The sequence below is a fragment of the Methanosarcina mazei S-6 genome, assembly GCF_000970205.1.
Classification (GTDB): Archaea; Halobacteriota; Methanosarcinia; order Methanosarcinales; family Methanosarcinaceae; genus Methanosarcina; species Methanosarcina mazei.
This window is the reverse complement of the sequence record NZ_CP009512.1, coordinates 3,083,384-3,107,220: the sequence shown is the minus strand read 5'-3', so window position 1 is coordinate 3,107,220 and position 23,837 is coordinate 3,083,384. Positions and strand designations below refer to the sequence as shown.

The window sequence follows — 23,837 nt, the reverse complement described above, 5'->3', positions numbered from 1 at the left end:
GCGGTCCATTCTCAATCAGTGAGTCCCTTTTCTGGTTTTAACATAGAAAATAAAGTTGAATAACATGAACGGAAAACGAACTTTCCAATATGCAGGGTTTTTTTTCCTGTAGACTTTTATCTTTTTCTTTCTATATAAATTTTTGACCCTTACTTTCAGACCATGCTTTAAGAAGCAAAATCCCGGAAAGAGATACAACCGGAATCAGGCCTTAAATTCCGGTGTCGTTAAGGAGGCTGTGCAGGCTTGCCTGAAGCTCAGAAAGCGAAAAGAATTTTTCTTTTAGCTCTAAATGATTTCTGAAACTTCAGCCTGCTGCCGTTCAGGTTAATTTGAGTAAATCAGGATACTTTCCATAGATGAGGGATTCTTTAACTCCAGAATTCCTCTTTGGAATTGTCAGGAAGGTCTATATCCATTACTTCATCAAATTTTTTACGTTTATCTCTACTTTCCGCCATTTTTCTGGATTCCTCTTCCCTGCCGGAAGGATAAATATCTTTCTTTTCTTCCCCGTCACAGGGTGCAAAGATTGTTGCGTGTTTATCTCTGGAGATTATTTTCTCCTGAACCCTTGGTTTCTCCTGAACCCTTGTTTTTTCCGGAATCCCTGGTTTTTCCTGGGCTGTTTGTTTTTCCTGAGCCTTCTGCTTCGGGTCTGCGTATATAATCGGGCTTTCGTCAAGGGGCTCTTTTTTCAGCCTGGCTTCCAGCCTCCGGGAAGCTTTTTCAGCCTCACCTGCAGCCTGCTTCTGTAACCTTTCAGCCTGGATTTCTTCCGGGCTCTTTTCGGGTTTTACACATCTGGTTTCTTCCCTGCATCCAAAGAATAATTTATTTGAATCTTTATCCGCAACATGAGAAAATTTGTCTTCTCTTCTCTCAGCCGGCCTCTCCGGGGGTCTTTCTGCTATTCTGGTAGGTGTCCAGTCCCCTTTTTCAGAAACGTTCTTCCATCTTGGCTGGGGCTGGCTTCCCAATTTGCGGAAAGTATCTGCGGCATATGTATCTTTATTACGATCAGCTTTGTTAGACCTGACCTTACTTGTTGTATTATAACCTATAAGACAGGTGGGTTCCCTTGTTCTCCATTCCAGGCAGAAGAGGTGGCATTCCCGCCCTTTGCATGTCTGGGATTCATCAAGTGGGCAAAATTCTGGAAGGGTCATGATAATAAGAATATGCAGAATATAAAAAATAGTTAACGGTGATGAAGTGAAGCAAAACAGTTAGAGCCCGGAAAGGGCTTCTGCAATAAGAGGGGCAACACTCAGTTTGCTTTCAGCTTTCTCAAGAGTGTCGGTTCCTATAATGTCCTTTACTCCTGCATTGAAGAGCCTTAAAGCTGCATTTCTTGTAAGGACAGGGTGTACGCAGGCAAGGTGGACATCAATTGCTCCCTGGGCTTTAAGCATCCGGATCGACTCAGCCATTGTCCCTCCGGTTGCAATCATATCGTCCACAAGGACAACGTGCCTGCCTGTTACATCAAGGTTCTTTGTTTTGATTACAACTGTATCTCCGCTGAGCCTTGTCTTCTGAAGGTGGTCATGGTCAAAACCGTGCCCTGAAGCCACATTCTTCACAAGCCCCTGTGCCCCTTCATCGGGAGCGACCAGCATGGGGCGCTCAAGGCCGAAACCTGCAACATATGAGCCGATAAGGGCTGCTGCGTCAAGATTTTCTGCGGGGCAAGGGAAGTGTTCAAGCACGCTCTTTTCATGGATATTTATTGTAAAAACCCTGTCAGCATTGATACAGCGGGCAATTGCACGGGCACTTACAGGTTCTCCTGACTTGAATTTCTTGTCCTGCCTGGCATAGCCCATGTAAGGGATCACAACATTTATTTCGGCTGCCCCTTCACAGGCATCGATAAGCTGGAGCAGGGCGACAAAATCAGAGTCAGTGGGCGTGCTCTGGATGAGGGTAACTTTTTCGTTTTCTATTTCCTCTGCTATCCTAAGATAAAGTTCCCCGTCAGGGAAGCGGTTAAACTCGCAGAGAACAGGCTCTGTCCCCAGAGCTCTGGCTGTGCGGCTGGCAAGTAACTGTGATGCTGGTCCACCTATGATCTTCAAGATATATACCTCAGTTGCCGTCTTGATATATTCCATCCTTTAAAAAACTTATTTTTATGGACCCTGCTTTTCAGGCTCTAGCTTTTCAATGCCATTTTTATCTTTTCAAGCTTTACCCTTTAGCTTCTCAAGCACCCTGATATTTCTTATAAGTGTGTGAGGATAGTTGCCGATTTCGTCTTTTTCCGCAGATTTTACCATATCCCAGACTGTTAGCAGAGCAGAAGAGACACCTGTCAGAGCCTCCATTTCAACTCCCGTCTTCCCGACAGTCCTGACCTCGACCACAGCAGAAACCGCTTCTTCCCCTATCTCAAAGTCTACATCTATCCCTGTTATGGGGATCTGGTGGCACATTGGGATTGTTTCGGGGGTCTTTTTAACTGCAAGGACAGCTGCAACCCTGGCAGTTGCAAAAACATTTCCTTTTTCAACGGTTCCTGTCCGTATTTTCTCCAGCGTCTCTGCAGAAAGCACGATTTCTCCGGCAGCCCTTGCCAGTCTTGAAACATCGTTTTTTTCGCTTATATCGACCATTCGTGCCCTGCCGGCTTCAATATGAGTAAAAGATTTCTCCACGACACCACCGCGTTTTTATTACTGTCCGGAACTCTATGTAATTTCAATTTCATATCAATTCAATTTCATATCAATTCAATTTCATATCAATTCAATTTCATATCAATTCAATTTCATATCAATTCAATTTCATATCAATTCAATTTCATATCAATTCAATTTCATATCAATTCAATTTCATATCAATTCAATTTCATATCAATTCAATTTCATATCAATTCTTAATTTCTTTTATTATTTCCTGCTTTCTTTAACAGCAATTTCCAATTTCAATTTTTCTGTTCAGTCAATCCTTATTTGTTTTCTCTGCGAGTAGTCCTCAATCGCCTGCCCCAATTTTTCTGCAAGTTCTTCGGCTTCTTCAAGGTTAAGCTTCACAACTTCTTCGTCTTCCCCGTGAAAAACCGTGATCCTGATCCTTGTCCTTTCGATTTCCACGTCTATTTTTCTCTCAAAATCACTTACCATTTCTATTTCCCTCTCTCCCGGTGTATGATTGATCATTAATCGAATATTGTACTGTTATTTTTGAATATTGTTTGAGTAGTATTTGAGCATTATCTGAACATTGTTTCTGTATTAAGTTCTATTTTTTTGAGCAGGTTGTTATGGTATAACTCTTTCATCTTATTCCTGCTTCTTTTCATCTTATTCCTGCTTCTTTTCATCCTATTCCTGCTTCCCTGATTATTTCAGGAATCTTTTCAAGCACATCGGTCGCAAGCAGTGCATTTCCTGATTTTTCGAATGCCAGGTCTCCGGCTGAGCCGTTGATAAAGGCTGCGCAGGCTGCAGAAAGAAATGCCGGGTTTCTTGAAAAAAGAGCCCCTGTTATGCCTGCCAGTACGTCTCCAGTACCTCCTACGGTCATGCCCGGGTTCCCTGTCCTGTTCAGAAGGGTCTGCTTTCCGTCAGAAATAATATCTGTCTTCCCCTTCAGGAGCGTTACCACCCCTTTTTCCTCGGAAAACTCCCTCACAGCTTTTTCGCGGGCGTCATGGTCTTCAGGGGTTTCCACACCTCTCAGCAGCGCAAACTCTCCTCCGTGTGGAGTTACTATTATTTCACAGTTTCCTGCAAGGGTCTCAAAGAGGACACCTGACAGGGCTGAAAGGGCATCGGCATCAAGCACCATTTTCCTGCAAAAGGGCAGAATTTTCCTGACAGTTTCGAGTGTTTCCGTAGCTCTTCCAAGCCCCATCCCCATTACGACCACGTCATGAGAATTTATGAGATCGGGCAGAGTGGACATGTCTTCAGGGCAGAGCACGTTTGAAGAGAGTTTTCGGACAATGAGATCCGGGGAATAAGACGCCACTGTTCTGGCTACAGATTCCGGAACTGCTGCTGTTACAAGGTCTGCACCTGTCTTCAGGGCTGCAAGGGCTGCAAGTGCGGGAGCCCCTGAGTAGGGACCTCCCCCTATTATAAGGATCCTTCCGGCATTTCCTTTGTGTGCATCGAATTTTCTCTTTCTGAGCATCTGCAGGTCGCCAGGGCCCACATAATGTTCAGCGTCTGCGCAGACTCCGATTTCTTCAACCTTTATCGTACCTGTGTATTCTTTTGCCTTCTCTGTAAGAAGTTCGGCTTTCATCCGGTGGAAGGTTACGGTAAGGTCTGCATATACCGCTTTATCAAAGTCTCCTCCCTCAGGGTCAAGCCCGGACGGGATATCCACGGCAATTACTGTTTTTCCGGCTTTTCCTTCCTTATTTATAAGCTCAATTGCAGTTGACTCGGGCTCTTTTATCTTTCCTTTTACCCCTGTGCCGAAAACAGCGTCTACAAGCAGATCTGCTTCGGAAAACCATTCCGAGGCTGTGAGCTGGTTTGAGTCCCTGATTTCGAGTGTTTTCACCCTGCTGAACCTTAACAGGGAAAAATTATGAAAAGCTTCCTCACTTCCTATATCACTGCCCTTTCCCAGCAGTATGACCCTTACAGCGTATCCTGGGATGCCTGCAAGGTGCCTGGCAGCAACAAAAGCATCGCCCCCATTATTTCCCCTTCCTGCCACAAACAGTACTTTTCCATTACCAAGCTTTTCCTTCACACTCCGTGCAACAGCTGCGCCTGCATTTTCCATCAGCTGAAGCGGGAGCAGCCCCAGATATGCACAGTTTCTGTCTATCGCCTTCATCCTTAAAGAACTGATATATTTCATGCCCTTCGCCTGCAGGTTTTTTTATAACTTGTATAATCTGATTATTAGCCGGACTCTTAGCCGGACTCATTTTCCCGGAAGCTGAAATATCTCACCAGTTTCTCCCGGTATTTTCCAGGGTATTTTCCCTGTTTCTTCAGCACCCATTATGAGTTCTTTTGCTATCTTTATTTACCTGCGTTTTTATACTGAAATAATTTATACAGAGGAAAACTTATCTGCTGTTATTTACTATAGATATGCTGTATTCTGATATAGCATGTGTACCGGCAAAAAAGGTCAACTGTCAAGGATCAACTGTCAAGGATCAACTGTCAAGGATCAACTCTTATGCTGTAAGCGCCTTATAATCAAAGCCGCTCAGCAATACAATCGGTTCTCTTCAGGAAACTTCTCAGTTACATGCAGCTTAAGCAAGGTTTAAGGCTTTAGCAAGGGTAAGAAATGTATAGTAAAAGCAACTAATAACTCAGGTTAGATAACTAATATCAGCAAATCTATTAGCAAATCTATTAGCAAATCTATTCGCAAATCTCAGCAAATCTATTCGCAAATCTCAAAAAAACATCAGTATTCGAGACTCGAGTTGTAAAAACGAAAGCGAATATGTAAATTATAAAATTGACTGATGAATCGGATTCGATACTTAAATAATTTTAAATAGCCTTATGTCTAACAATGTAATGTTTTCGTTATTCTTATATTTGTATCCCGTAAAGAGAAAAGTGAAAAAATTGTAAGCAGGCAGGAATCTGATCAAATGTTTGCTTTCCTTTGCACGTGTCTGAACTTACATGAAAGCAGGAGGACGATTTTTGTCTAATTCTTCAAAAGATGCGGATAGCAATCTTAAAAGTACAGTTAAACCCAGGTATCTTATTTTGGGTAGCGGTAGCATTGGTTTTGCTCTTGCAAAAGAGCTCAGGGAAAGCAATAAGCTTGTAATTATTGTTGATAAGGACGAAGCCAAGATTGAGACTCTCAGGGAAGAAGGGTTTGAAGCCATTCTCGGAGATATCTCTGATCCTGAACTCGTTAATAATATTGATCTTAAAAACGTCGTTGCAATACTCTTCCTGAGTTCTAACAATGAGGCTAACAGAAAAGGAATTGAAAACTTCAAAAAAGTGGTAAACCCTGATATCCAGATCTTTTCCAGGGCTTCGGATATCATCAATAAAGAAAAGATGGAAGACCTGGGATCGGATTATGTCTTTATGCCTTCAAAGCTCGTTGCAAGCTCTCTTTCCCGCTCTCTCGAGAGAGCCGAATCAGTCCACAGGGGCAACAGGCTTGCCAGGTGGCTGAAGGGAATCAGGGATAAAAAACTTGCCATCGTAATCCATGACAACCCTGACCCTGACGCAATATCCAGCGGGCTTGCCTTAAAGGAAATTGCAAAAAGCCTCGGTGTTGAAGCAAGCATTCTCTACCATGGAAGGATAGGGCATCAGGAGAACAAGGCTTTCGTAAACCTTCTCGGGATTGATCTCGGCAAGATGGAGGAGCACGATCTGAAGGACTTTGACGAAATTGCCCTGATAGACTGCTCGATCCCGGGAGTTAATAATATGGTTCCCCCCAACTCCTACGTGGGAATTGTAATTGACCACCACCCTCCGGGAGAAACCGAGATAAAGGCTGAATATATCGACATCAGGCCCAACTTCGGGGCGACAGCCACCATAATGACAAAGTACCTGCAGCAGTTGAATATCAATATCTCCAAAACCCTCGCAACGGCTCTGCTTTATGGTATAAGGACCGATACTCAGGACTTTAAGCGGAAAACAGATCCGGCAGACCTCTCTGCTGCTTCCTACCTTTATCCGCTTTCGAACCACGGGATACTGGACCAGCTCGAGCAGCCTTCGATGGCTATTGAAACCCTTGAGGTACTCGGGGAAGCTATTCGGAACCGGCAGGTACTTGGGAGTTACCTTCTCTCAAATGTCGGTAACATCCGCGATAGGGACACCCTTCCCCAGGCTGCGGATTATCTCCTGAGCCTTGAGGGGATCTCCACAACCGTTGTCTTCGGGGTTTCGGAAGACCGCATCTATATCTCCGGACGCAGCACCGATATAAGGGTCAACCTTGGAGAAATTATGCGCCAGGCTTTTGGAGAAGATGCAGGAGGGCATGCAAATGCAGCAGGTGCCCAGATACCTCTCGGAGTTTTCAGTGCCACAAAAGACAGGCAGACACTTCTGAGGCTCGTTAACGAAGCAGTCGTTAAAAGGTTCCTCAGCGCGGTAGGGGTGGAAAGTACCGGAGAATAAGCCTTAAAAAACAGAATAAGCCTTAAAAAACAGAATAAGCCTTAAAAAACAGAATAAGCCTTAAAAATGGGTTTTCCGCGGAAACAGAGCCTTCCGCAGAAAAGTTACCAGATTTTCTAAGGAAAAATAAGGAAAGATTTTTTTCTTTCCTCTATTTTTTAGATTTTTTCATATTTTTTAGATTTTTTCAGACCTTTCTACATTTTTAGGCTTTTAGACTTTTTCAGGTCTTTTTTTAGACTTTTTAGATTTTTTATCCGTTTTTATCTTTTTAACTTTTTTGGTTTTTTCAGGTTTTTTTATGCTCCTTCAGGGGCTTTTACCTCTATTCTGTTCCCGTTCAAAATATCGTCTTCAGTCACCTGAATGCCACTGGTGATCGGTTTTTCCCCTGATGTCAGCGAGTAGGCAGATGTAGCATGAACTCCGTCTCCTGTGCTTTCAGTTGAGTAGGGAACAGTTATCTCAAACAAACCATTTTCATCTGCAACGTCCCCTTTCTGATATGTAAATTTTCTGCCTGTGTTTGAGCTGAGCTCAAGTGTCGCCATTACGGTCTCGTTAGGGCTTGCAGTGCCTGAAAGAGTTGCCCCTTTAACATATTCGAATACCTTTACAGTATTTTCTTTACTGTTCCCATCATCCGTGGAATTCACGGCACTTTCGTGGACCAGCCTGAAATGTCCCAGAGAGGTCCCGTCGAGTTTGTGAAGCTTATATACCTGAGTCTGCAAAAGCGCCTGTTTGGGAGTCGCAACGGTCCTGAGGCCTGTATCTCCTTTTACGGTTTCGACTTCGTAATACTCTCCAATCTCTTTCCCTGCTAACGAGGTAATAGAACTGAACTTGCCTTCTGCCATCAGTGTGTCTGTCATTACATATTTTACTTTGAGTTTCTCAACTATTGTTTTTGCTTCTTCTTCTGAATCTGTCAGGAGGAAGTTCGCAGAGTCTTCTACACCTGTCTGGAAGTTATTTGAAACTGCGGGGCGCTTTCCCACATATACTATCCAGTTTCCGTAGTCCCACCAGCTGAGCACTCCATACTCAGGGGTTTCTGAAGGCTCAAGATAATAGGAAGTCTCAGGTGTGGAAGCCTCAAGCCATTCAAGAGAGTCCTGCCATCCAGGGTCGATAGAGACACCATCTTTTGCATAAGTCACATCAATCCAGATCGAAGAAACAAAAATAAGTGCAATAAGTGCAGTTCCGGAAACAAGTTTAAAGTAGTCCGGTTCATCAGTCTTACTCTTTGATTCCGTTACCTGTCTGTTTTTCGACTTCCTTTTTAATGATGACTTTTTTTCTGTTTGAAGAGCGGTTTCAGAAACTTTCCTCTCTCCCTTCCCGCGTTTTATCAGCTTTTTTATTTCATTTTCGAAATCAAGAGATTCCATCAGAACCCAGAAGAGATAGGCAGTAAGAATTGAAACGTTTAATGCAAAAAGATAGGTAAAGCGTCTCTGGGAAAGGGCAAGATAAGCATAAAAAAGTGTCCATACAAGGAAAAATATATTTTCAGGTCTTGATTTTTCGCTTTTCAATTCAAGGATAAGAAGGAAAAGACCTGCCAGTGCAGTGAGGAAAGTAAGCCCGAAACTTCCCAGCACCCCTGAAAGAGTAAATTTTCCCTGCCCTGTCAAAAACAGGGGGACTGCTTCGACAATCGTGCTTATGTATTCTCCTTTGCCTGAAAAGAACCTCATGCCTTCAATAATAAAAGCGTAGTATTCACCGGAAAACATCCTCAGGAAAAGAAGCCCTGAGCCAAAAACGAGGATTAAAATGCCAGGATAATACTTCCAGTCCATTTCTTTCTTTGAGGCGTATGATGAAAAGCCCCAGAGAAGGAGTATTCCGGTAAGCATGATCACCAGATACACTACCTGGAACCAGGAAAGGTACATTGCACTCATCTCAAGTCCTTCACGGACCGCCCCGGCCGAGAGAGGAATGGTAAACAGAAGTGTTGCAAGCAGGGCTACGGCAGAGCAAATGAATACGTAATCCGATTTTCTTCCTGTTTTAAGGTCGAGTGTTGCCTGAATTAATGCGTAAAGAACAATAAAACTGACAAAGGCAGGAGCTCCTACCCATGTGAATATGAGGAGGGAAAAAAAGAGCCCTGAGACCGCGGAATAAACCAGAGGCTTTACAGGTTTTTTATCTGATGATATATTTTTAAGCGAACCTGATGAAAGCTTACTTTCCCCTGCCTGCTTTAACGCAAGTATGAAAAACGCATAGGCTACTGTTGAAAGGAACACTTCAGCCACATGATGGTCAACTGTCCCAAAACGTGATATATATACGTGAGCGGGCAGAACCGCAAAAACTAAAGCTCCAACAAGTCCTGTTTTTCTGTTAAAGATTGAGGCTGCAATCACATATACCGGGATTATTGTCAGGACTCCGAGCAGTACGGGTAAAATAGCTCCTGCAAATTCGACGGTGTGTACATCGGGCTGTCCTGCTCCGAGAATTATTGCAAGCAGAGCACCTAACAGGTCAAAGAATGGAGGCCACCCAACTTCAAAACCATAAGGATAATTAATGTAGGTGTCAAAGTTAAGGAAGCTGGGGAAATTAAAAGTCGTATAAAGAATGCGCCGCATATGATAAAATTCATCATAGCCCGTGAAGGTTATGCCTCCGTCTGCGGTAAGTGAAGCATAGGAGAGCATGCGCATGAGAAACGCTATCATGAAAACTATAAGCAGGGATATTATCCCCAGGTTGATTTTTTTTGGAATCTTTTTTGTCTCCGAAATCCTCGTTATATTATTCGTAATAATCAACTCGGTTGTATTTTTTTCTACCCATGAGGAGGGGGTTTGGGGATTTTAATACATGAAGTATTATAGGTTAAATCTTGTTCTTGCCTTGTTCTTGCCTTGTTCTTGCCTTGTTCTTGCTTTTCCTTAAAAATTTTCCTTTGTTTATAAGATGCTTCAACAGATTCCTTCTGTAAGAAGCCAGGACTTATAAAGTTGACTCTTAAAATATCGTTTTCACCGGGTCCCGAATTGCAAATTAGCTTAATATGTCAGGGCACTATTTAAATATTCTCTCACTGCCACTCTTACATTTTCCACAAAACTGACTTATCCATAATAATATTCTTAATTCTCCGTAATTTATTTACGAACTCTTTTCTTTAATCTTATTACCCGGTGTCATCTTTCTTTCTTATTACCTTAAGGTTCCTGTGCTGGAATACCATATGTAAACAAAACAAATTCAGATTTTTATCATCTTCTGCCCTGCTCAGCATATCATAATTATCATTTTTATCTTCTCCTCTATATTATAAATTCTGAAGACAATGGGAATATAAGTTCATTATCTTTTAAGAAGCAATTTCAAGATTAATGCTATTTACAATCTATGACTTTTCTACTCTATTGCCTGTATACAGGATCCATTTTTGTAATAAGGTTTATCGAGAATAATATTATAGTGAGTAACACGTTTCACAGAATGACGGATACTTGATATCTTCTTGCAAAGTTTCTGGATAGACGCTGACGCAGTGGGGACGGGTAGAATAATTATTTGCTGGAAGATTCAACAGGATAAATGCATGTGGGAGCCTGGGATCTCTAAATACACATAGAGATTCGCGAAGACTATACGCTTTTTTATATACTCTCGATAGTGAGATAACCCGAACAATAAGAACCCTCAGTAATTGTCTGGAGATAACTTGAAGTTGGTCTGAAGGTTGGTCTGAAGATCCATGGGTTATTTACACACGGGCTCTCAAAAATTATTTTTATTATGAGGGATAACTTCCTTTGGAATCGTTTCAATAGACAGTAAGTATTTTTGTGGAGATAAAATGGGAGAAACTTTATCTTATATGAAAAGATCAACAGTATAATGATTATTTTGAAGAATGGGGTGAAACTCGGAATATTTACAGGGGTATGAGAGGACAGACGGAATAAACGGGGTGCCAGCAGTAATATTTATATCTTTATTTATTGAGAAAGTTACAGGGACGATTAAGAATGAGTCTAAGTTTAAGAAATTAATCCTGCTGCAGTATTTTCTGTGTAAAGTGGTGAAATGAATTGTAATATATTTTTTTGGTGGTATTTCTAATGCGCAAAATGATTAGCCATACTGACGTTCCTATAAAAAAGGCTTTATCAGCAGTTACTTCTCCTTCAATACTAACACTGATTCTTTTGCCAATAATAATTGGATTGTTCTATATTCATTCATTTGGGGTTAATGTTCCATTTCTGGATCAATGGAATGAGTTTCCGGCATTTTTGATGAAATATGAAAACTCTGATTTAAGTATTTTTGACTTATTTAGTCAGCAAAATGAGAGCAGACCGTTTTTTCCTCGTATATTTATGTTTTCCATGTCTTTAATCACTAGCTATAATGTAAAAAGTTTGATGTATTTATCATATGGATTCTACTGTATTTCTTTCTTTATATTATTCTCCATGTATAAAAAAGACCATGGGGTTACGAAACTATCATTATTGAAGTTCGTTCCCATTGCATGGTTCTTCTTTAACCTGTTCCAGATGAGTAATTTCCTTTTTGGCATTAGAACCGAGCAGTCTTTGCATATTCTCGCATTCATTTCAGCAGTGTACCTTATAGATTCGAGTAAAAAGTTTGATAGTAAATTTTTAGCTTCTATAGGTTTTGCGTTCGTTTCGCTATTTTCATTCGCAGCGGGCACGATTACATGGATTGTTTGTCTGGTTCAGGTTGTCCTAAGCAATTCTGACGAGAAGATCAAAAAAACAGTTGTCTGGATAACGTGTACTGCTGTCTCTTTTTCAGTTTATCTTTTCGGTTATGCAAAACCCTCACACCATCCCTCACTCTTATATTCTCTTTATAATTTAGAAGATGGAGTTTCAACTTTTCTTAATTCCGTTGGATCTACTATAATTAGAGACCCTGTTTTATCTCCAATTGTAGGTTTGCTGATCATTACTATTTTAGTTTTTATTTTTATTGTGAATAGAAAAAATCTTCAATTGGAGAAAAACTCAAAATGGTTTTCTTTAGTACTATTTTCTCTTTTTGCATCACTCGAAGTATCAGTGGCAAGAGCCGGATTTGGATCATCTGTTGCTTTATCGCAAAGATATCTTTTACTCACGTACTGGAGTATAATCGGGTTATATTTCATATCTCTAAATTTCGTAAACATATATTGTCGAAACTTTCAAATTGTGCCTGACCGTTTTTCTGCAAAAGATATAATTGAGAAAACAAAAATCCTTAATTATTTACTTTTAGGGAGCGTACTTTGCTTACTTTTTATAGGGGTCTCTTATCATTTTGTAACAGGGATTGAGACAGGATCAGTTTTAAATGAACAATTTGAACAGAATAAATACTACTTGGAAACTTTTGATCTGCAACCCGATAAAAATTTAGAACGACTTTACCCAGATGCTACTGCAGTTAGAGAAAAAGCCACTTTATTAAGAAAATATAATCTCAGTGTTTTTTCCCAGGAGAAATATGATTTAGAGGCATTGAAAAAAAAAGATAAGGAACCGCAATATTCTGTGGACAGCATTAATGGGCAACAGGTTAATTTGATCAAAGATAAGACAGTTAATATTGCTATAACTAGTACTGAAACTGATGAAATAGTAATTGAAGGTTGGGCTGTAGATGTCGATGAAAATAAGCTAGCGAGGGCTGTTTTCATTGTAGTCAATGACAAAATAACTGTCCCTTCGAGATATGGAATTAAAAGAGAAGATTTGATAAATAATTTAAATAACAAAGACTTCCTTAAAGCGGGATTTAGAGCCTCTTTTAATCCTTCACTATTAGGAGATGGCACTCACAGAATCAAAATTGCAGTTGTTTCAAATGATGGAACTAGCTACTGTATTGGACAGAAAAACGAATACAACTTATACGTCTAATTTGTACCCAATTGGAGAAAAGTCCTGAGTTGATTTTAATAAACTAATCCCAAAACTCAAAATTATTTCTCTGAATCCTGTATTCTGAATAATCAATCGAGTTTCAGATCACAAAAAACAATACTACAAATTTACTGATTTGAGCATAAAATTGGTTTTGGGATGAGCTCGATAAATATGTAATTGAAGCATAATAAGTCTTGCATCGTGGTTTAAATTAAAACTTTGGATAGTATTAGCTTAATGATATAGTCTTGCAGTCCAAGCGCGTAAGTCCTCATAGATAAAATATAAACCAGTTAATGGGGCAAGACTGAATGTTATCAGAAGCTAATCCGGCAATGTTTCGTATCGACACTAAAATAATATTATATAACTTTAAGTGCTCTTTATGCAAGTATGAATGATTTATCTACTCAAAAAAATAAGAGAATTGGGGAAGTCGACTATTTAAGAGGATTTGCTGTGCTAGCAGTAATAGCTATCCACACCTCTTCGAACTCACAAATACTAAATCTAAATTTGTTATTAATAGTAAACTTAATAATAGACGTATTTTCACACTTTGCTGTCCCGTTATTCATATTTATATCTGGTTTTGTTCTTTCCCTCAATTATAGAGGTCTATTTTCACAAAAAACATTTTACAAAAAGAGAGCTAAATCAATACTTCCTCAATATATAATCTTTTCAATATTATATTTGTTACTTAATATAATAATTTCTGAAATACATGGTAATCTGGAATATCCTTCTATAAAGACAGTAATATTTTACTTTCTTACTGCGGGTAGTTCTTATCATTTATGGTATTTTTCTTTAATAATTCAATTTTATCTATTTTATCCTTATATTATAAAGATATATGAAAAGTTTGTGGGTAATTATGAAACAATTTTTATATTTTTAGCACTGATTGCACAACAATTATGGATAGTAATTAAAATGATTGCAATAAATTATATTAATTCAAGCACTCACTTTAGCTCATTAACTTATTTTATATCAATTTACTTTGTAGATCGTGCATTTTTTTCTTATATTTTTTATTTTATACTTGGTATCTATTTATGCCGAAATTATGAATACGTAACAGATAAAGTTTTTCAAAATAAAAAATGGATTATTGTAACAATAGTAGTCTTTACAGGAGCAATTTCTGCTTTACAGATAAATGGTATCATTAAATATGGAAGTTACCGTAGCATCCCTCAATCTTATTTTTTAGTTTCTAACCTTCTTGACTCAATATACTTTCCACTTATTTTTTCAATGCTTTCTATAATCAGTTTAAATATTCATACTAATAAATATAAATATTCAAAATATTTAAATGTTTTTTCACTGATTGGCAAATATTCTTTTGGGATTTATTTAATCCATGTTTTATATATTACACTGATCGGTACACTAATATTTCCACGGCTTGGTATCGACCCTTATCATTTAATATTTTATCCTGTTCTGTTTATATCGGTACTTATACTAAGTTATTTGTAACTATTCAGGTAGCCTTAACGAGGCTACACATTTTTCCTCGTTCCGAGGAAAAATTGGATATAAAATGATTCCTTTTTAGCTTTATGAAACGTGATGAGATTCTTTCTTACTGTGCTTCAAATCCTGAAATTATTGTAGCTTACATTGAGAGTTTAGAATCTCAAGTTAAAGAACTCACTGAAAGACTTGTAGCCTTAGAATCTCGTTTAAATCAAAACAGTCGTAACAGCAGTCGACCTCCTTCTACTGATTATTTTGTCAAAGAGAAACCTAATCCCAAGAGTCTGCGTAAACCAAGCGGGAAGAAACCTGGAGGTCAGGAAGGTCATCCAGGCACGACTCTTGATATGGTTGATCATCCTGAGTAGGTAATAGAACATTCTTTGACCTGCTGCAAAGAATGCGGATCTACCCTTGAGAATGTTGAAGTTGAAGCTTATGAGAGAAGACAGGTCTTTGACATTCCTCCCGTAAATCTAATTGTTACAGAACATAAAAGTCAGATTAAAACCTGTCCTTGTTGTGGAAAGTTGAATAAAGCCGTTTTTCCCGAATCAGTGAAATATCCGGTTCAGTATGGCCCTAATATTTTAGCTTCAGCTATTTACTGTAAAAATTACCAGTTTGTTCCTTATGATAGAATTTCTGAGTTATTTGAAGACATTATGGGAATAAAAATCTGTCCTGCTACGATAATTAGAGCAGAAAGAGAATGTTTCCAGAATTTAGAGGAATTTGAAAACGTTATTAGAGAGAAGTTATTAGCCTCGCCTGTAATCAATTTTGATGAAACTGGTATGAAGATTGAAGGAAAAAGACACTGGCTTCATGTAGCTTCTAATGAAAAATACACATGTTATTTTGCTCATACAAAAAGAGGAGCAGAAGCAATAGATGCTATGGGAATTCTTCCGAAGTTTAAGGGAGTAGCAGTTCATGATGGATGGAAACCTTACAACGTTTATGATTGTGATCATGCTCTGTGTAACGCTCATTTACAGAGAGAACTTACAGGAATTGAAGAGAACTATAAACAGACATGGGCTAAAGAGATGAATGAACTGCTCACTGAGATGAAGAAATACACTGATGAGTGTAAAGAGCAATTAAGAGAACCTGATTTTGAGCAAATTAAAGCATTGGAAGAAAGGTTTGATGCAATTATCATTAGAGCGCTTGAAGAAAATCCGCATTCTCTAAATCCTGAAAAACAGGGAAAACGCGGTAAAAATCCAAAAACAAAATCAAGGAATCTGCTGGATAGGTTTATAGAACACAAAGAAAAGATTCTGAGATTCCTGACAGATTTGAAAGTTCCATTTGATAATAATCAGGCAGAAAGAGATATCAGGATGATGAAACTACAGCAGAAAATATCGGGAACTTTCAGAAAAGCAATGGGAGCGCAAGCTTTCTGCAGAATTAGGGCGTACATTTCTACAGGAAAAAAGAACGGTTTACCTGTTTTAGAGGGTATTCGTGCGGCGCTCATAGGAGCGCCGTTAACTATACTCTGAGCAGTTACAGTTATTTTAGTATTTACTTGATATCCTATCTGCCTTACAGTAAAATAATAATAGGGAATTAAATAACTAATCCAAAAACTCAGAATCGTGTTATTAATTTCTAATTCGTAATAGTTTATTCCAAAGCAATTTAATTCTCAAAAATCAGAAAGTTTCAGAAATATTTCCCATGATCTGAGACTCGAATTTCAACTGACGACTTACAGAATGTATCTTAATGTATAGTTGATGCAGGAAATATTTGCTAAATGAAAATGACACTTAAGTAATGTCCTGGAAAGCATGGCTAATTTTTAATTTGGCTCGATTCTTTGTTTTTACAATTCAAAGATGTATACTATGGAAAGCACAGAAAATAGGAAAGGGAAGTAAAGACATATTTATTTCCATGTTTTCCATTATTTTAATAGTTGCTTTTTTTTGAACTCTTCCATTCCCATCTGCGTTTCCTACTGCTGCATATTTATATTGTAATGTTTAAAAGTGCACATACTATGTTGACTATTATTTACGGGAAAAAGCTTCACATACATAAGCCTTGGTTTTATTAACTGTATAGATAAAACCGTTATCATAATAGCATTGAACTAGTCTCCTGGGTAAATTTGCACTGTATTCAGCTTCTATGTTTGAGGTTTCGCTGGGTGTATGTAAATTTTCTGAGAATATATTTTTTAAGAGGTCATTATTGGTGAAGACATTTTGAGAGAAGTATATGGGGGTTATAGATTTTAAGTAGGTTTTGTAAACTGTATCATATTCAAATATCATTGAGTCCAGGTCTTTCAAACTAATTTGCTGGACTTCGTTAGTTTTTGCTATATATTCTTCAGGCTTTGATATAATTTCAAGTATTTTGTTTTCGACATTTTTTGTCTCTGATATATCTACTACCCAACCGCCACCATTTTTCTCCACTCTATCTTTCAGGGCGCCCAGGTCAGAAACCAATACTGGAACCCCTATAGACCAGGCTTCCGATAAGGTATATGAAAAAGTTTCTGCCCATTTTGCAGGAAAAATCACCAGATCGACTTCGTTCTCTAAAATCATTTTTTTAAGTTCCAGGAAGTTCCTGTATTTCCCAAAAATTGTCACATTTAAATCCTGGTAGCATGCGGGGTCGGAATGTATATCTGAGATTCCAAAAATGCTCCATCTCGTTTTATCTCTTAGTTCTTTTGAGCCTGCCAGATCATAAAATATTTTCCTACCTTTTCCAGGGCTTAGCCCCCCTATAAATGCAATGTGAAAGGGTTTATTACGCATATCTCTCGGTTTTTTGGCCACGTCTCTACTTATTAATAATTCTTCCTCATGTCCATGTTCTATGACTATCGATTTGCCTGCAATATTAGGATAATATGTACTCAGAATCTCAAGTGTAGACTTTGAGGGAGCAATTATAAGAGTTGTTTGTTCAAAAATATCCGTAAAATTATTTCTCCACGAAGTAATGGAAAATGACGTTATCCCGAAATCCATAAAGCATATTCTACAGTCAGTTGAATTGTTCTTTCCATGACAATATTTATTGTTATAATCTATTAAATTAATTTTTGGACAAACAGAATAAAAATCATGAATTGAGAATACAATAGGAATATTTCTAATTTTTGCAATATTGAATACATCAAAAGTGTGACCAATTAATTGATGTACGTGTATTAAGTTTATCTGGAACGTATCTATAATACTCGAAATGATTTTTTCATATTCTTCATTATGAAATTCAAATCTATTCATTTGTGAATTCATTGAAAAAATATATTTTAAAACATTATTGTTATTTATCTCCGTTAATATTATTTTGTTACTGATCACCTGTAAAACATATAACTTATAATCTTTGCTAAATTTTTTGATCAAATTTTTAACATGATTTTCTGTTCCGCCACCCCATGAATGAAGTATATACATTATTTTTTTTTTTTGGATATCCCATGTCTGTATCCTTAACTGTATATTTTCGTGTATTTCTTTCAAAGGGTTTGAGTTAATAAATTTGCTAACTGCAGGTATATAGTCAGGATACATTTTTGAGAGGGTATCCAGATTTTTCTTTATAAGTTCTGCTTTACTTGCCGAAAAAGACGCTTCACCTTTGTGGAATACAAATGTGTCATCGCAGAGTACATTTTTATATCCTTTACGAATAACTCGCATACAAAAATCGTTTTCTTCTCCGTACCCTTTCCCAAAAGCTTCCTCATTAAAGTATCCTGCTTTGTCTAGGGCTTCTCTTTTAATATACATACAAAAGCCAACAGCAGTTGGGATTTCCGGATATTTTTTAAGGGATATTTGTTCGATAAAATTTGCAAATGCTTCTATTGTGAATCCTGCGGGAATTTCATTGTTTTCGCAGAAATTGGGGATAGAACATATTGTACCGTTATTAGTAAAAGGTGTGACTGTCCCTATCTTTTCATCAGAATACGCACATCTCTTTAACTTCCGTGTCCACCCTTCGGTAACAATTGTATCGCTGTTTAAAAGGATAACATCCTTTTCTGAAAACTTCATCCCTCTATTTACTGTCTTTACAAATCCTTTGTTTTCAGGATTTTCAAGAAGAACAAATTTTTCGGATTCGAAAGGTTTTAATTTTGTAAAAAGGTCTTTTATCCGATGGTCAGTACTTTTATCGTTAATCAAAACGGTCCTGAAATTGCCAGCATTTTTCAGAACACTGTAAAGGCACTTTAATGTATCTTCATAAGCATTATAAACTGGAACAATTACATCCAGTTCAATATCTTTAGAATTTATAATACCATCTGAAGTTTTAAGAAGCCTGGTTATTTCTTTTTCAAAATGACCTTTCTCAACTATAAATACATGCTCTTGAGCCTCTTTCTTTTCATGTTCAAAATTATATTCAACATCTTCAAGAACTGTAAATAGGTCAGGCTCCTGTAAATTAAGTTGTTTTAGGATTGCTTCAGTTGGATATTCTTTGCTTAGTGTTTTTTCTTCTTTTTCATCACTGGTTTCTGGCGAGTCTGCATTATTAGAATCTATTAAAAAGAGTATTCCACCGGGTTTTAAAGTTCTCAACGCGCAGTTCAAAAATTCCAGAGGATCTTTTACCTTTTCGGTAACCTTATTAACAATACAAAAGTTGAGTTCTTCATTTTCATATTTATCCAGACATCCTATATCAATAACTTTATCAGGTTTGGCAGGTACGGAGTTTTCAGGTTCAGGCTGTTCCTGACTTATTTGTTCCTGTCCTGTATGATTTAAATATGTTATGTCTATATTGCTCGTAATACCTAATTCGTGATATACTGGTCCTACCTGTATTCCTTTGCCGCGAACATATTTTGCTGTTAATTCATGAAGTCTGCTTTTTTTCATATTATTATATAGGTCAATATTAATGCCTGTTTGATCAGGTCTGAGGTCCTGAATTTTTTCTCTGTCTGAGGATTCACTTGCATCTTTTTTTTGCATCTGGTCTTTTTTTTGACTGGTTAATAAATTACTGGGCCCCTGGTTTATCAAAGTACGACCGGTTAGCAGACATGTATCATAAGTTCGTCTTCTACGCGTATTTACTGGTAAAGCTCGCTCAACAAATTTTGTCTGAAAACCCATCGCAATTTTATATAATATACTCTGCTTCATCTCATCGATTTCATGCTCGAGTTCCTGAGACCTTTTATTTAAATCTGAGATCTGGCTATTTAAGCTATTTATTTTTTCTTCGTAATCGGAAACTTTTTCTTCATAAATAGAAATTTTTCCTTTATAGTGAGAAATTTTTTCTTCATAATCAGAAGTTTTTTCTTCATAATCAGAAATTTTTCCCTCATAGCCTGAAATCAGGTTTTCACGTTTATGCATTCCTTCTTCGAGTTCTCTTATATAGGTAAGTCCTTGTTTTAGCAGAGTGTGAGACTTATCAACAAGATAACTTGATATGTCCTCAACTTTTTCTGTTCTACAATTTGAAGCTACAGCAATGTAGTAAAGAGGGTCCTTACTATCTTCATCTACAAAGTCAAAATTTGTATTCTTTTTTTCAATAACAAAATCTAATGATTTCGAAATTCCTTTCTGTTTCAGTTCCCATATATTTGAACCACAGCATACTTCCTGTCCAAAGAAAATAGTGTTTGAAAAATATTTCCTTAATAAGTTTTCAAACTCGTGGAAATATAATTCTTTTACATGATGTGGATTCTGCTGGCCCGTTTCATCAGTATAAAGGGTTTTGTTTGGTGAGGAAACTATAAATAAACCATCGTCTTTGAGAAGTCTTTTTACCTCGGAAAGAAAAGCTTCTTGTTCCTCAATATGCTCTATTGCTTCAAAACTAATAATTACATCAAACTCTTTTTCTCCTTTAATTGGGGTTTCGCAAATTGAGCCTTTCACGAAATTGAGATTTTCTGCCTGATACTTTTGTGAAGCATGTTTTACGGCATTTTCATCGATGTCGACACCAACGACAAAATTTGCTTCTTTTGCTAATAAGTAACTTCCGTAACCTTCTCCGGATGCAAGATCCAGCACTTTTTTACCACTTACAAATTGAGCCGCAAAAGCATAACGATGTAAGTGTTCATAATGAATTTCTGCCCCACATACACCTGGATCTATAAAAGGCAGATATCTCTCACCAGTCCACTCGAGCATTACATCAACCTGAACCTTTAATAAATTTTGATATAAATGAATTTATGTCCTGAGATTCGAACAGCTCAATATTTTCACTAATTTTTTCAATGTCCCAATCCCACCATTTTATTCTCATCAATTTCTCTATCGATTCTTCTGAGAATCTGTATTTTACATGTTTGGCAGGGTTTCCTGTGACTACCTCATAATTATCGACGTCTTCTGTTACTACTGAACCTGCTCCTACTACCGCTCCATCTCCAATTTTTACCCCGGAATGTACTATTGAGCCATAGCCAATAAAAACATCATTGCCAATAATAACATCCCCTTTCCCTTTATGATGATCTATATTTTTTCTAATTGACGGGATTATATGACCAAATGGGAACGTAGATACCCAATCCAATCTGTGATCGCCATCAACTAATATTTTTACATTATCATCAATCGAGCAAAATTTCCCAATATGAACATGATATCTATCTGTCCAGATGAATATTTGCGGGTTCCCATATGTGTATTCTCCAATATGGACATTAGAAGACAGCAAATTGTCGTATGAAATTTCTGTAGTCTCATTTACTTTGACAGCTTGAAGGTTTTCTATATGCTGCATACAATTCTTCACTTCTATTGGTTCTGCGGTCTCTGTTTGTTCTGGAATCCCTATCATCCCTGCAGGTTCTTCTATGTGCAAAATATCGGTTTCATCATTCGAGGGAACATGAGCAGTTTCTATCTCATCCTCAGAAGTGTTCATAATTTTACGGTATGCTGCAATGACCGTTTCGGTGTCCGCCATGCAGGATACTTTTCCATCATTTAGCAGCAAACATCGACTACACAGGTTTTTTACAGAATTGAGATCATGTGACACAAAAACAATTGTTCTACCTTTATTTTTGATATTTTCAATCCATTCCGCGCATTTTTTTTGAAATGCTTCATCTCCTACTGACAGCGCTTCATCTATTAAAAGTATATCCGGATCTGTAGAAATAGCTGTAGAAAAAGCTAACCTTGCGTACATTCCGGATGAAAAATTTTTCAGTTTTGTGTCTTTAAATTTCTCCAGCTCTGAAAATTCGAAGATATAATCGATCTTCGTATCCATTTCGGCACGTTTTAATCCCATGATTGCTCCGTAAAGATACACATTCTCAACAGCAGTGAGTTCTGGTTGAAAACCCACTCCGAGTTCTAAAAAAGGAGCAATTTTATTTTTCGTTATTACATAGCCATTGTCCGGGGTCAAAACGTTCGCAAGTATCTTTAGCATTGTGCTTTTCCCGGAACCATTTCGGCCGATTATTCCAAAAGTTTCCCCTTTTTTTACATTGAAACTAACATCTTTAAGTGCTTCAAAAGCTTCGTAACTATATGATTTGCCTGTGACACATCCGACAAGGTTATCGTATACGGTTACTCTTTTTTCATGGGGAATCCTGAAACTTTTTGACACATTATTAACTTCGATAGCGTATTCTTCTTCATTTTTTTCTTTCATATTTGAGCCAAAATTTAACCCTTGCAACTTTTACACCTCTTCCGCAAACCTTAAGGACAGCCTCTTGAAGACTGCAGACCCAAATGCTAAAAATACTACTCCGAAGCCGCCAACGATTAAAAAATCAAGGACCGTAGGAAAATTACCGAACAATAAGATGTCCCTGTACATCATTATTAAGCGAGTGATAGGATTCAAGGTATAATATAGGAGATATTTTTCAGGTACCATAGTAAGCGGATATATGATAGGGGACACGTAAAACCCAATCTGAAGAAGGATATCCCATATTTGATTTAAGTCTCGGAAATAAACATATAAAGCAGAAAGTACAAGGCTGAGCCCGTACACAATAATAAAATACAGTGCGTGAACTACTGGAAATAGCAATATAGTTATTGATATTGGAGCTCCCAGTATCAGCATTAAGGGTATGAGCACTGTAAATTCAAGTATAGAACTGATGAATGCTGACATAGTAATACTGAACGTAAGTATTTCTCTTGGAATATAAATCTTAGTTACAAGACTGGGTTTCCCGACAATGGAACCCATGGCTGTCATAGTCCCGATTGATAGAAAACGCCACGCAATGATTCCTATAAGAAGATATAGAGCGAAATGTTCCTGTTCGAACTTGAAAATGTTTTGAAACACAGCATATAATACTAACATCATCAATAACGGATTCAACATCGACCAGGCAAAACCTAAGAAAGAACTCTGGTATTTGACCTTGAGGTCGCTTATTACCAGATTTCGGATTAACTCGCTGTATTCAAAAATATACATATTCGTTTTTCCGTTAGTTTTTATTATTTAAGTTTTTTACAAGCTCACTTGCCCGGAATAAAGATTCAAAAGTACCCGCGTCACTCCAGAACCCTTCAAGTATTGAGTATTCCATTTCACCCATCCTAACATATGCGTTATTGACATCGGTAATCTCAAGCTCCCCTCTTCCGGAGGGTTTCAGGTTGCGTATTATCTCAAAGACTCTGGAGTCATAGATGTACAGGCCCGTAACTGCAAGGCTGGATTTCGGGATTTTAGGCTTTTCTTCTATAGAAATTATCCGGTTTCCATCAATTTCAGCGACTCCAAATCTGTGAGCATCGGAAACCTCTTTGAGAAATATCTTTGCTCCTGATGTGAAAGACTTTACGGAATCAATGATATTATCCTGAAAAATATTATCTCCAAGAATCATTGTCACTGGACTATTGTCAGCAAAGTCTTCCGCAAGTCCAAGTGCCTGAGCAATTCCTCCGGCCTCCTCCTGGATTTCATAGGTTAGACGGACACCTAATTCGGAACCTGAGCCTAGCAATTCCAGAAAGTGTCCGGCATGACCTTTTCCTGAAACGATCATAATCTCTTTGATTCCTGCATTAATAAGAGTCTGTATGGGATAGTAAATCATCGGCTTATCGTATACTGGTAGCAGGTGCTTGTTTGTTACTTTAGTAAGCGGATAGAGGCGAGAGCCTGTGCCTCCTGCGAGGATTACACCTTTCATAGATATTACTCCTTTTTTTATACTTTTTCTCAGTTCAGGATATTTAATATGGGTTCCTTTTCATGGTCTGGAGGGATAATTTTGCATTTGTCAGGATAGAATACTCAGAACCCCAGGGCATTT

13 protein-coding genes and 1 pseudogene are annotated in these 23,837 nt (G+C 37.9%); 4 read left to right on the top strand and 10 right to left on the bottom strand.

Features of this window, described 5'->3' with window-relative positions:
• Nucleotides 1–371: 371 nt before the first annotated feature.
• The 5 genes from MSMAS_RS13255 to MSMAS_RS13235 all read right to left on the bottom strand — a co-directional run bounded on the left by MSMAS_RS13255 (nucleotide 372) and on the right by MSMAS_RS13235 (nucleotide 4,827).
• Nucleotides 372–1,169 (bottom strand): hypothetical protein, encoded by a 798-nt coding sequence (locus tag MSMAS_RS13255; RefSeq protein ID WP_048041022.1) that lies wholly within the window; start codon nucleotides 1,167–1,169, stop codon nucleotides 372–374.
• 60 nt (nucleotides 1,170–1,229) lie between these two features.
• The gene (locus MSMAS_RS13250; RefSeq protein ID WP_048041533.1) at nucleotides 1,230–2,081 is read right to left on the bottom strand and encodes a ribose-phosphate diphosphokinase; all 852 of its coding nucleotides are present in this window, start codon (nucleotides 2,079–2,081) and stop codon (nucleotides 1,230–1,232) included.
• Nucleotides 2,082–2,186: 105 nt separating this feature from the next.
• Nucleotides 2,187–2,660, bottom strand: a complete 474-nt coding sequence (gene moaC / locus MSMAS_RS13245; RefSeq protein ID WP_011034137.1) for a cyclic pyranopterin monophosphate synthase MoaC — start codon at nucleotides 2,658–2,660, stop codon at nucleotides 2,187–2,189.
• A 282-nt stretch (nucleotides 2,661–2,942) separates the two neighbouring features.
• Nucleotides 2,943–3,164: a hypothetical protein gene (locus tag MSMAS_RS13240; RefSeq protein ID WP_375294169.1), complete on the bottom strand. Its 222-nt coding sequence runs from the start codon at nucleotides 3,162–3,164 to the stop codon at nucleotides 2,943–2,945.
• Between the two features lie 160 nt (nucleotides 3,165–3,324).
• Nucleotides 3,325–4,827: a bifunctional ADP-dependent NAD(P)H-hydrate dehydratase/NAD(P)H-hydrate epimerase gene (locus MSMAS_RS13235; protein WP_048046631.1), complete on the bottom strand. Its 1,503-nt coding sequence runs from the start codon at nucleotides 4,825–4,827 to the stop codon at nucleotides 3,325–3,327.
• Between the two features lie 815 nt (nucleotides 4,828–5,642).
• On the opposite strand from MSMAS_RS13235, the gene MSMAS_RS13230 reads away from it, so the two are divergent.
• On the top strand, nucleotides 5,643–7,109 hold the full coding sequence (locus MSMAS_RS13230; protein WP_011034140.1) for a DHH family phosphoesterase: 1,467 nt from the start codon (nucleotides 5,643–5,645) through the stop codon (nucleotides 7,107–7,109).
• Nucleotides 7,110–7,408: 299 nt separating this feature from the next.
• Here the strand turns inward: MSMAS_RS13230 and MSMAS_RS13225 are convergent, their stop codons facing one another.
• Nucleotides 7,409–9,907 (bottom strand): oligosaccharyl transferase, archaeosortase A system-associated, encoded by a 2,499-nt coding sequence (locus MSMAS_RS13225; RefSeq protein WP_011034141.1) that lies wholly within the window; start codon nucleotides 9,905–9,907, stop codon nucleotides 7,409–7,411.
• A gap of 1,308 nt (nucleotides 9,908–11,215) precedes the next feature.
• On the opposite strand from MSMAS_RS13225, the gene MSMAS_RS13220 reads away from it, so the two are divergent.
• The 3 genes and pseudogenes from MSMAS_RS13220 (at nucleotide 11,216) to MSMAS_RS13205 (ending at nucleotide 16,047) form a co-directional block, all read left to right on the top strand.
• Nucleotides 11,216–13,030 carry a hypothetical protein gene (locus MSMAS_RS13220; RefSeq protein ID WP_048039406.1) on the top strand — a complete coding sequence of 605 codons (1,815 nt, stop codon included), beginning with the start codon at nucleotides 11,216–11,218 and terminating at the stop codon, nucleotides 13,028–13,030.
• A 399-nt stretch (nucleotides 13,031–13,429) separates the two neighbouring features.
• Nucleotides 13,430–14,530, top strand: a complete 1,101-nt coding sequence (locus MSMAS_RS13215; protein ID WP_048046629.1) for an acyltransferase — start codon at nucleotides 13,430–13,432, stop codon at nucleotides 14,528–14,530.
• A gap of 83 nt (nucleotides 14,531–14,613) precedes the next feature.
• Nucleotides 14,614–16,047 (top strand): annotated as a pseudogene (locus MSMAS_RS13205) (IS66-like element ISMma14 family transposase).
• Between the two features lie 513 nt (nucleotides 16,048–16,560).
• Here MSMAS_RS13205 and MSMAS_RS17920 read toward each other — a convergent pair.
• The 4 genes from MSMAS_RS17920 to MSMAS_RS13185 are packed head-to-tail and all read right to left on the bottom strand — an operon-like array spanning nucleotide 16,561 to nucleotide 23,714.
• Nucleotides 16,561–20,703 (bottom strand): methyltransferase domain-containing protein, encoded by a 4,143-nt coding sequence (locus MSMAS_RS17920; protein WP_052728073.1) that lies wholly within the window; start codon nucleotides 20,701–20,703, stop codon nucleotides 16,561–16,563.
• Between the two features lie 4 nt (nucleotides 20,704–20,707).
• Nucleotides 20,708–22,195, bottom strand: a complete 1,488-nt coding sequence (locus tag MSMAS_RS13195) for an ATP-binding cassette domain-containing protein (protein WP_230633264.1) — start codon at nucleotides 22,193–22,195, stop codon at nucleotides 20,708–20,710.
• A 30-nt stretch (nucleotides 22,196–22,225) separates the two neighbouring features.
• Nucleotides 22,226–22,987: an ABC transporter permease gene (locus tag MSMAS_RS13190; protein WP_011034146.1), complete on the bottom strand. Its 762-nt coding sequence runs from the start codon at nucleotides 22,985–22,987 to the stop codon at nucleotides 22,226–22,228.
• Nucleotides 22,988–23,000: 13 nt separating this feature from the next.
• A complete protein-coding gene (locus tag MSMAS_RS13185) occupies nucleotides 23,001–23,714 on the bottom strand; it encodes a sugar phosphate nucleotidyltransferase (protein WP_015412386.1) in 714 nt (237 codons plus the stop codon).
• Nucleotides 23,715–23,837: the final 123 nt, after the last annotated feature.

Bases quoted from the DNA above. Each gene is read 5' to 3' on its own strand.
- MSMAS_RS13190 (WP_011034146.1), bottom strand. From the start codon at position 22,987: ATGTATATTTTTGAATACAGCGAGTTAATCCGAAATCTGGTAATAAGC.
- MSMAS_RS13235 (WP_048046631.1), bottom strand. From the start codon at position 4,827: ATGAAATATATCAGTTCTTTAAGGATGAAGGCGATAGACAGAAACTGT.
- MSMAS_RS13255 (WP_048041022.1), bottom strand. From the start codon at position 1,169: ATGACCCTTCCAGAATTTTGCCCACTTGATGAATCCCAGACATGCAAA.
- MSMAS_RS13240 (WP_375294169.1), bottom strand. From the start codon at position 3,164: ATGATCAATCATACACCGGGAGAGAGGGAAATAGAAATGGTAAGTGAT.
- MSMAS_RS13220 (WP_048039406.1), top strand. From the start codon at position 11,216: ATGCGCAAAATGATTAGCCATACTGACGTTCCTATAAAAAAGGCTTTA.
- MSMAS_RS13195 (WP_230633264.1), bottom strand. From the start codon at position 22,195: ATGAAAGAAAAAAATGAAGAAGAATACGCTATCGAAGTTAATAATGTG.
- MSMAS_RS13185 (WP_015412386.1), bottom strand. From the start codon at position 23,714: ATGAAAGGTGTAATCCTCGCAGGAGGCACAGGCTCTCGCCTCTATCCG.
- MSMAS_RS17920 (WP_052728073.1), bottom strand. From the start codon at position 20,703: ATGCTCGAGTGGACTGGTGAGAGATATCTGCCTTTTATAGATCCAGGT.
- MSMAS_RS13215 (WP_048046629.1), top strand. From the start codon at position 13,430: ATGAATGATTTATCTACTCAAAAAAATAAGAGAATTGGGGAAGTCGAC.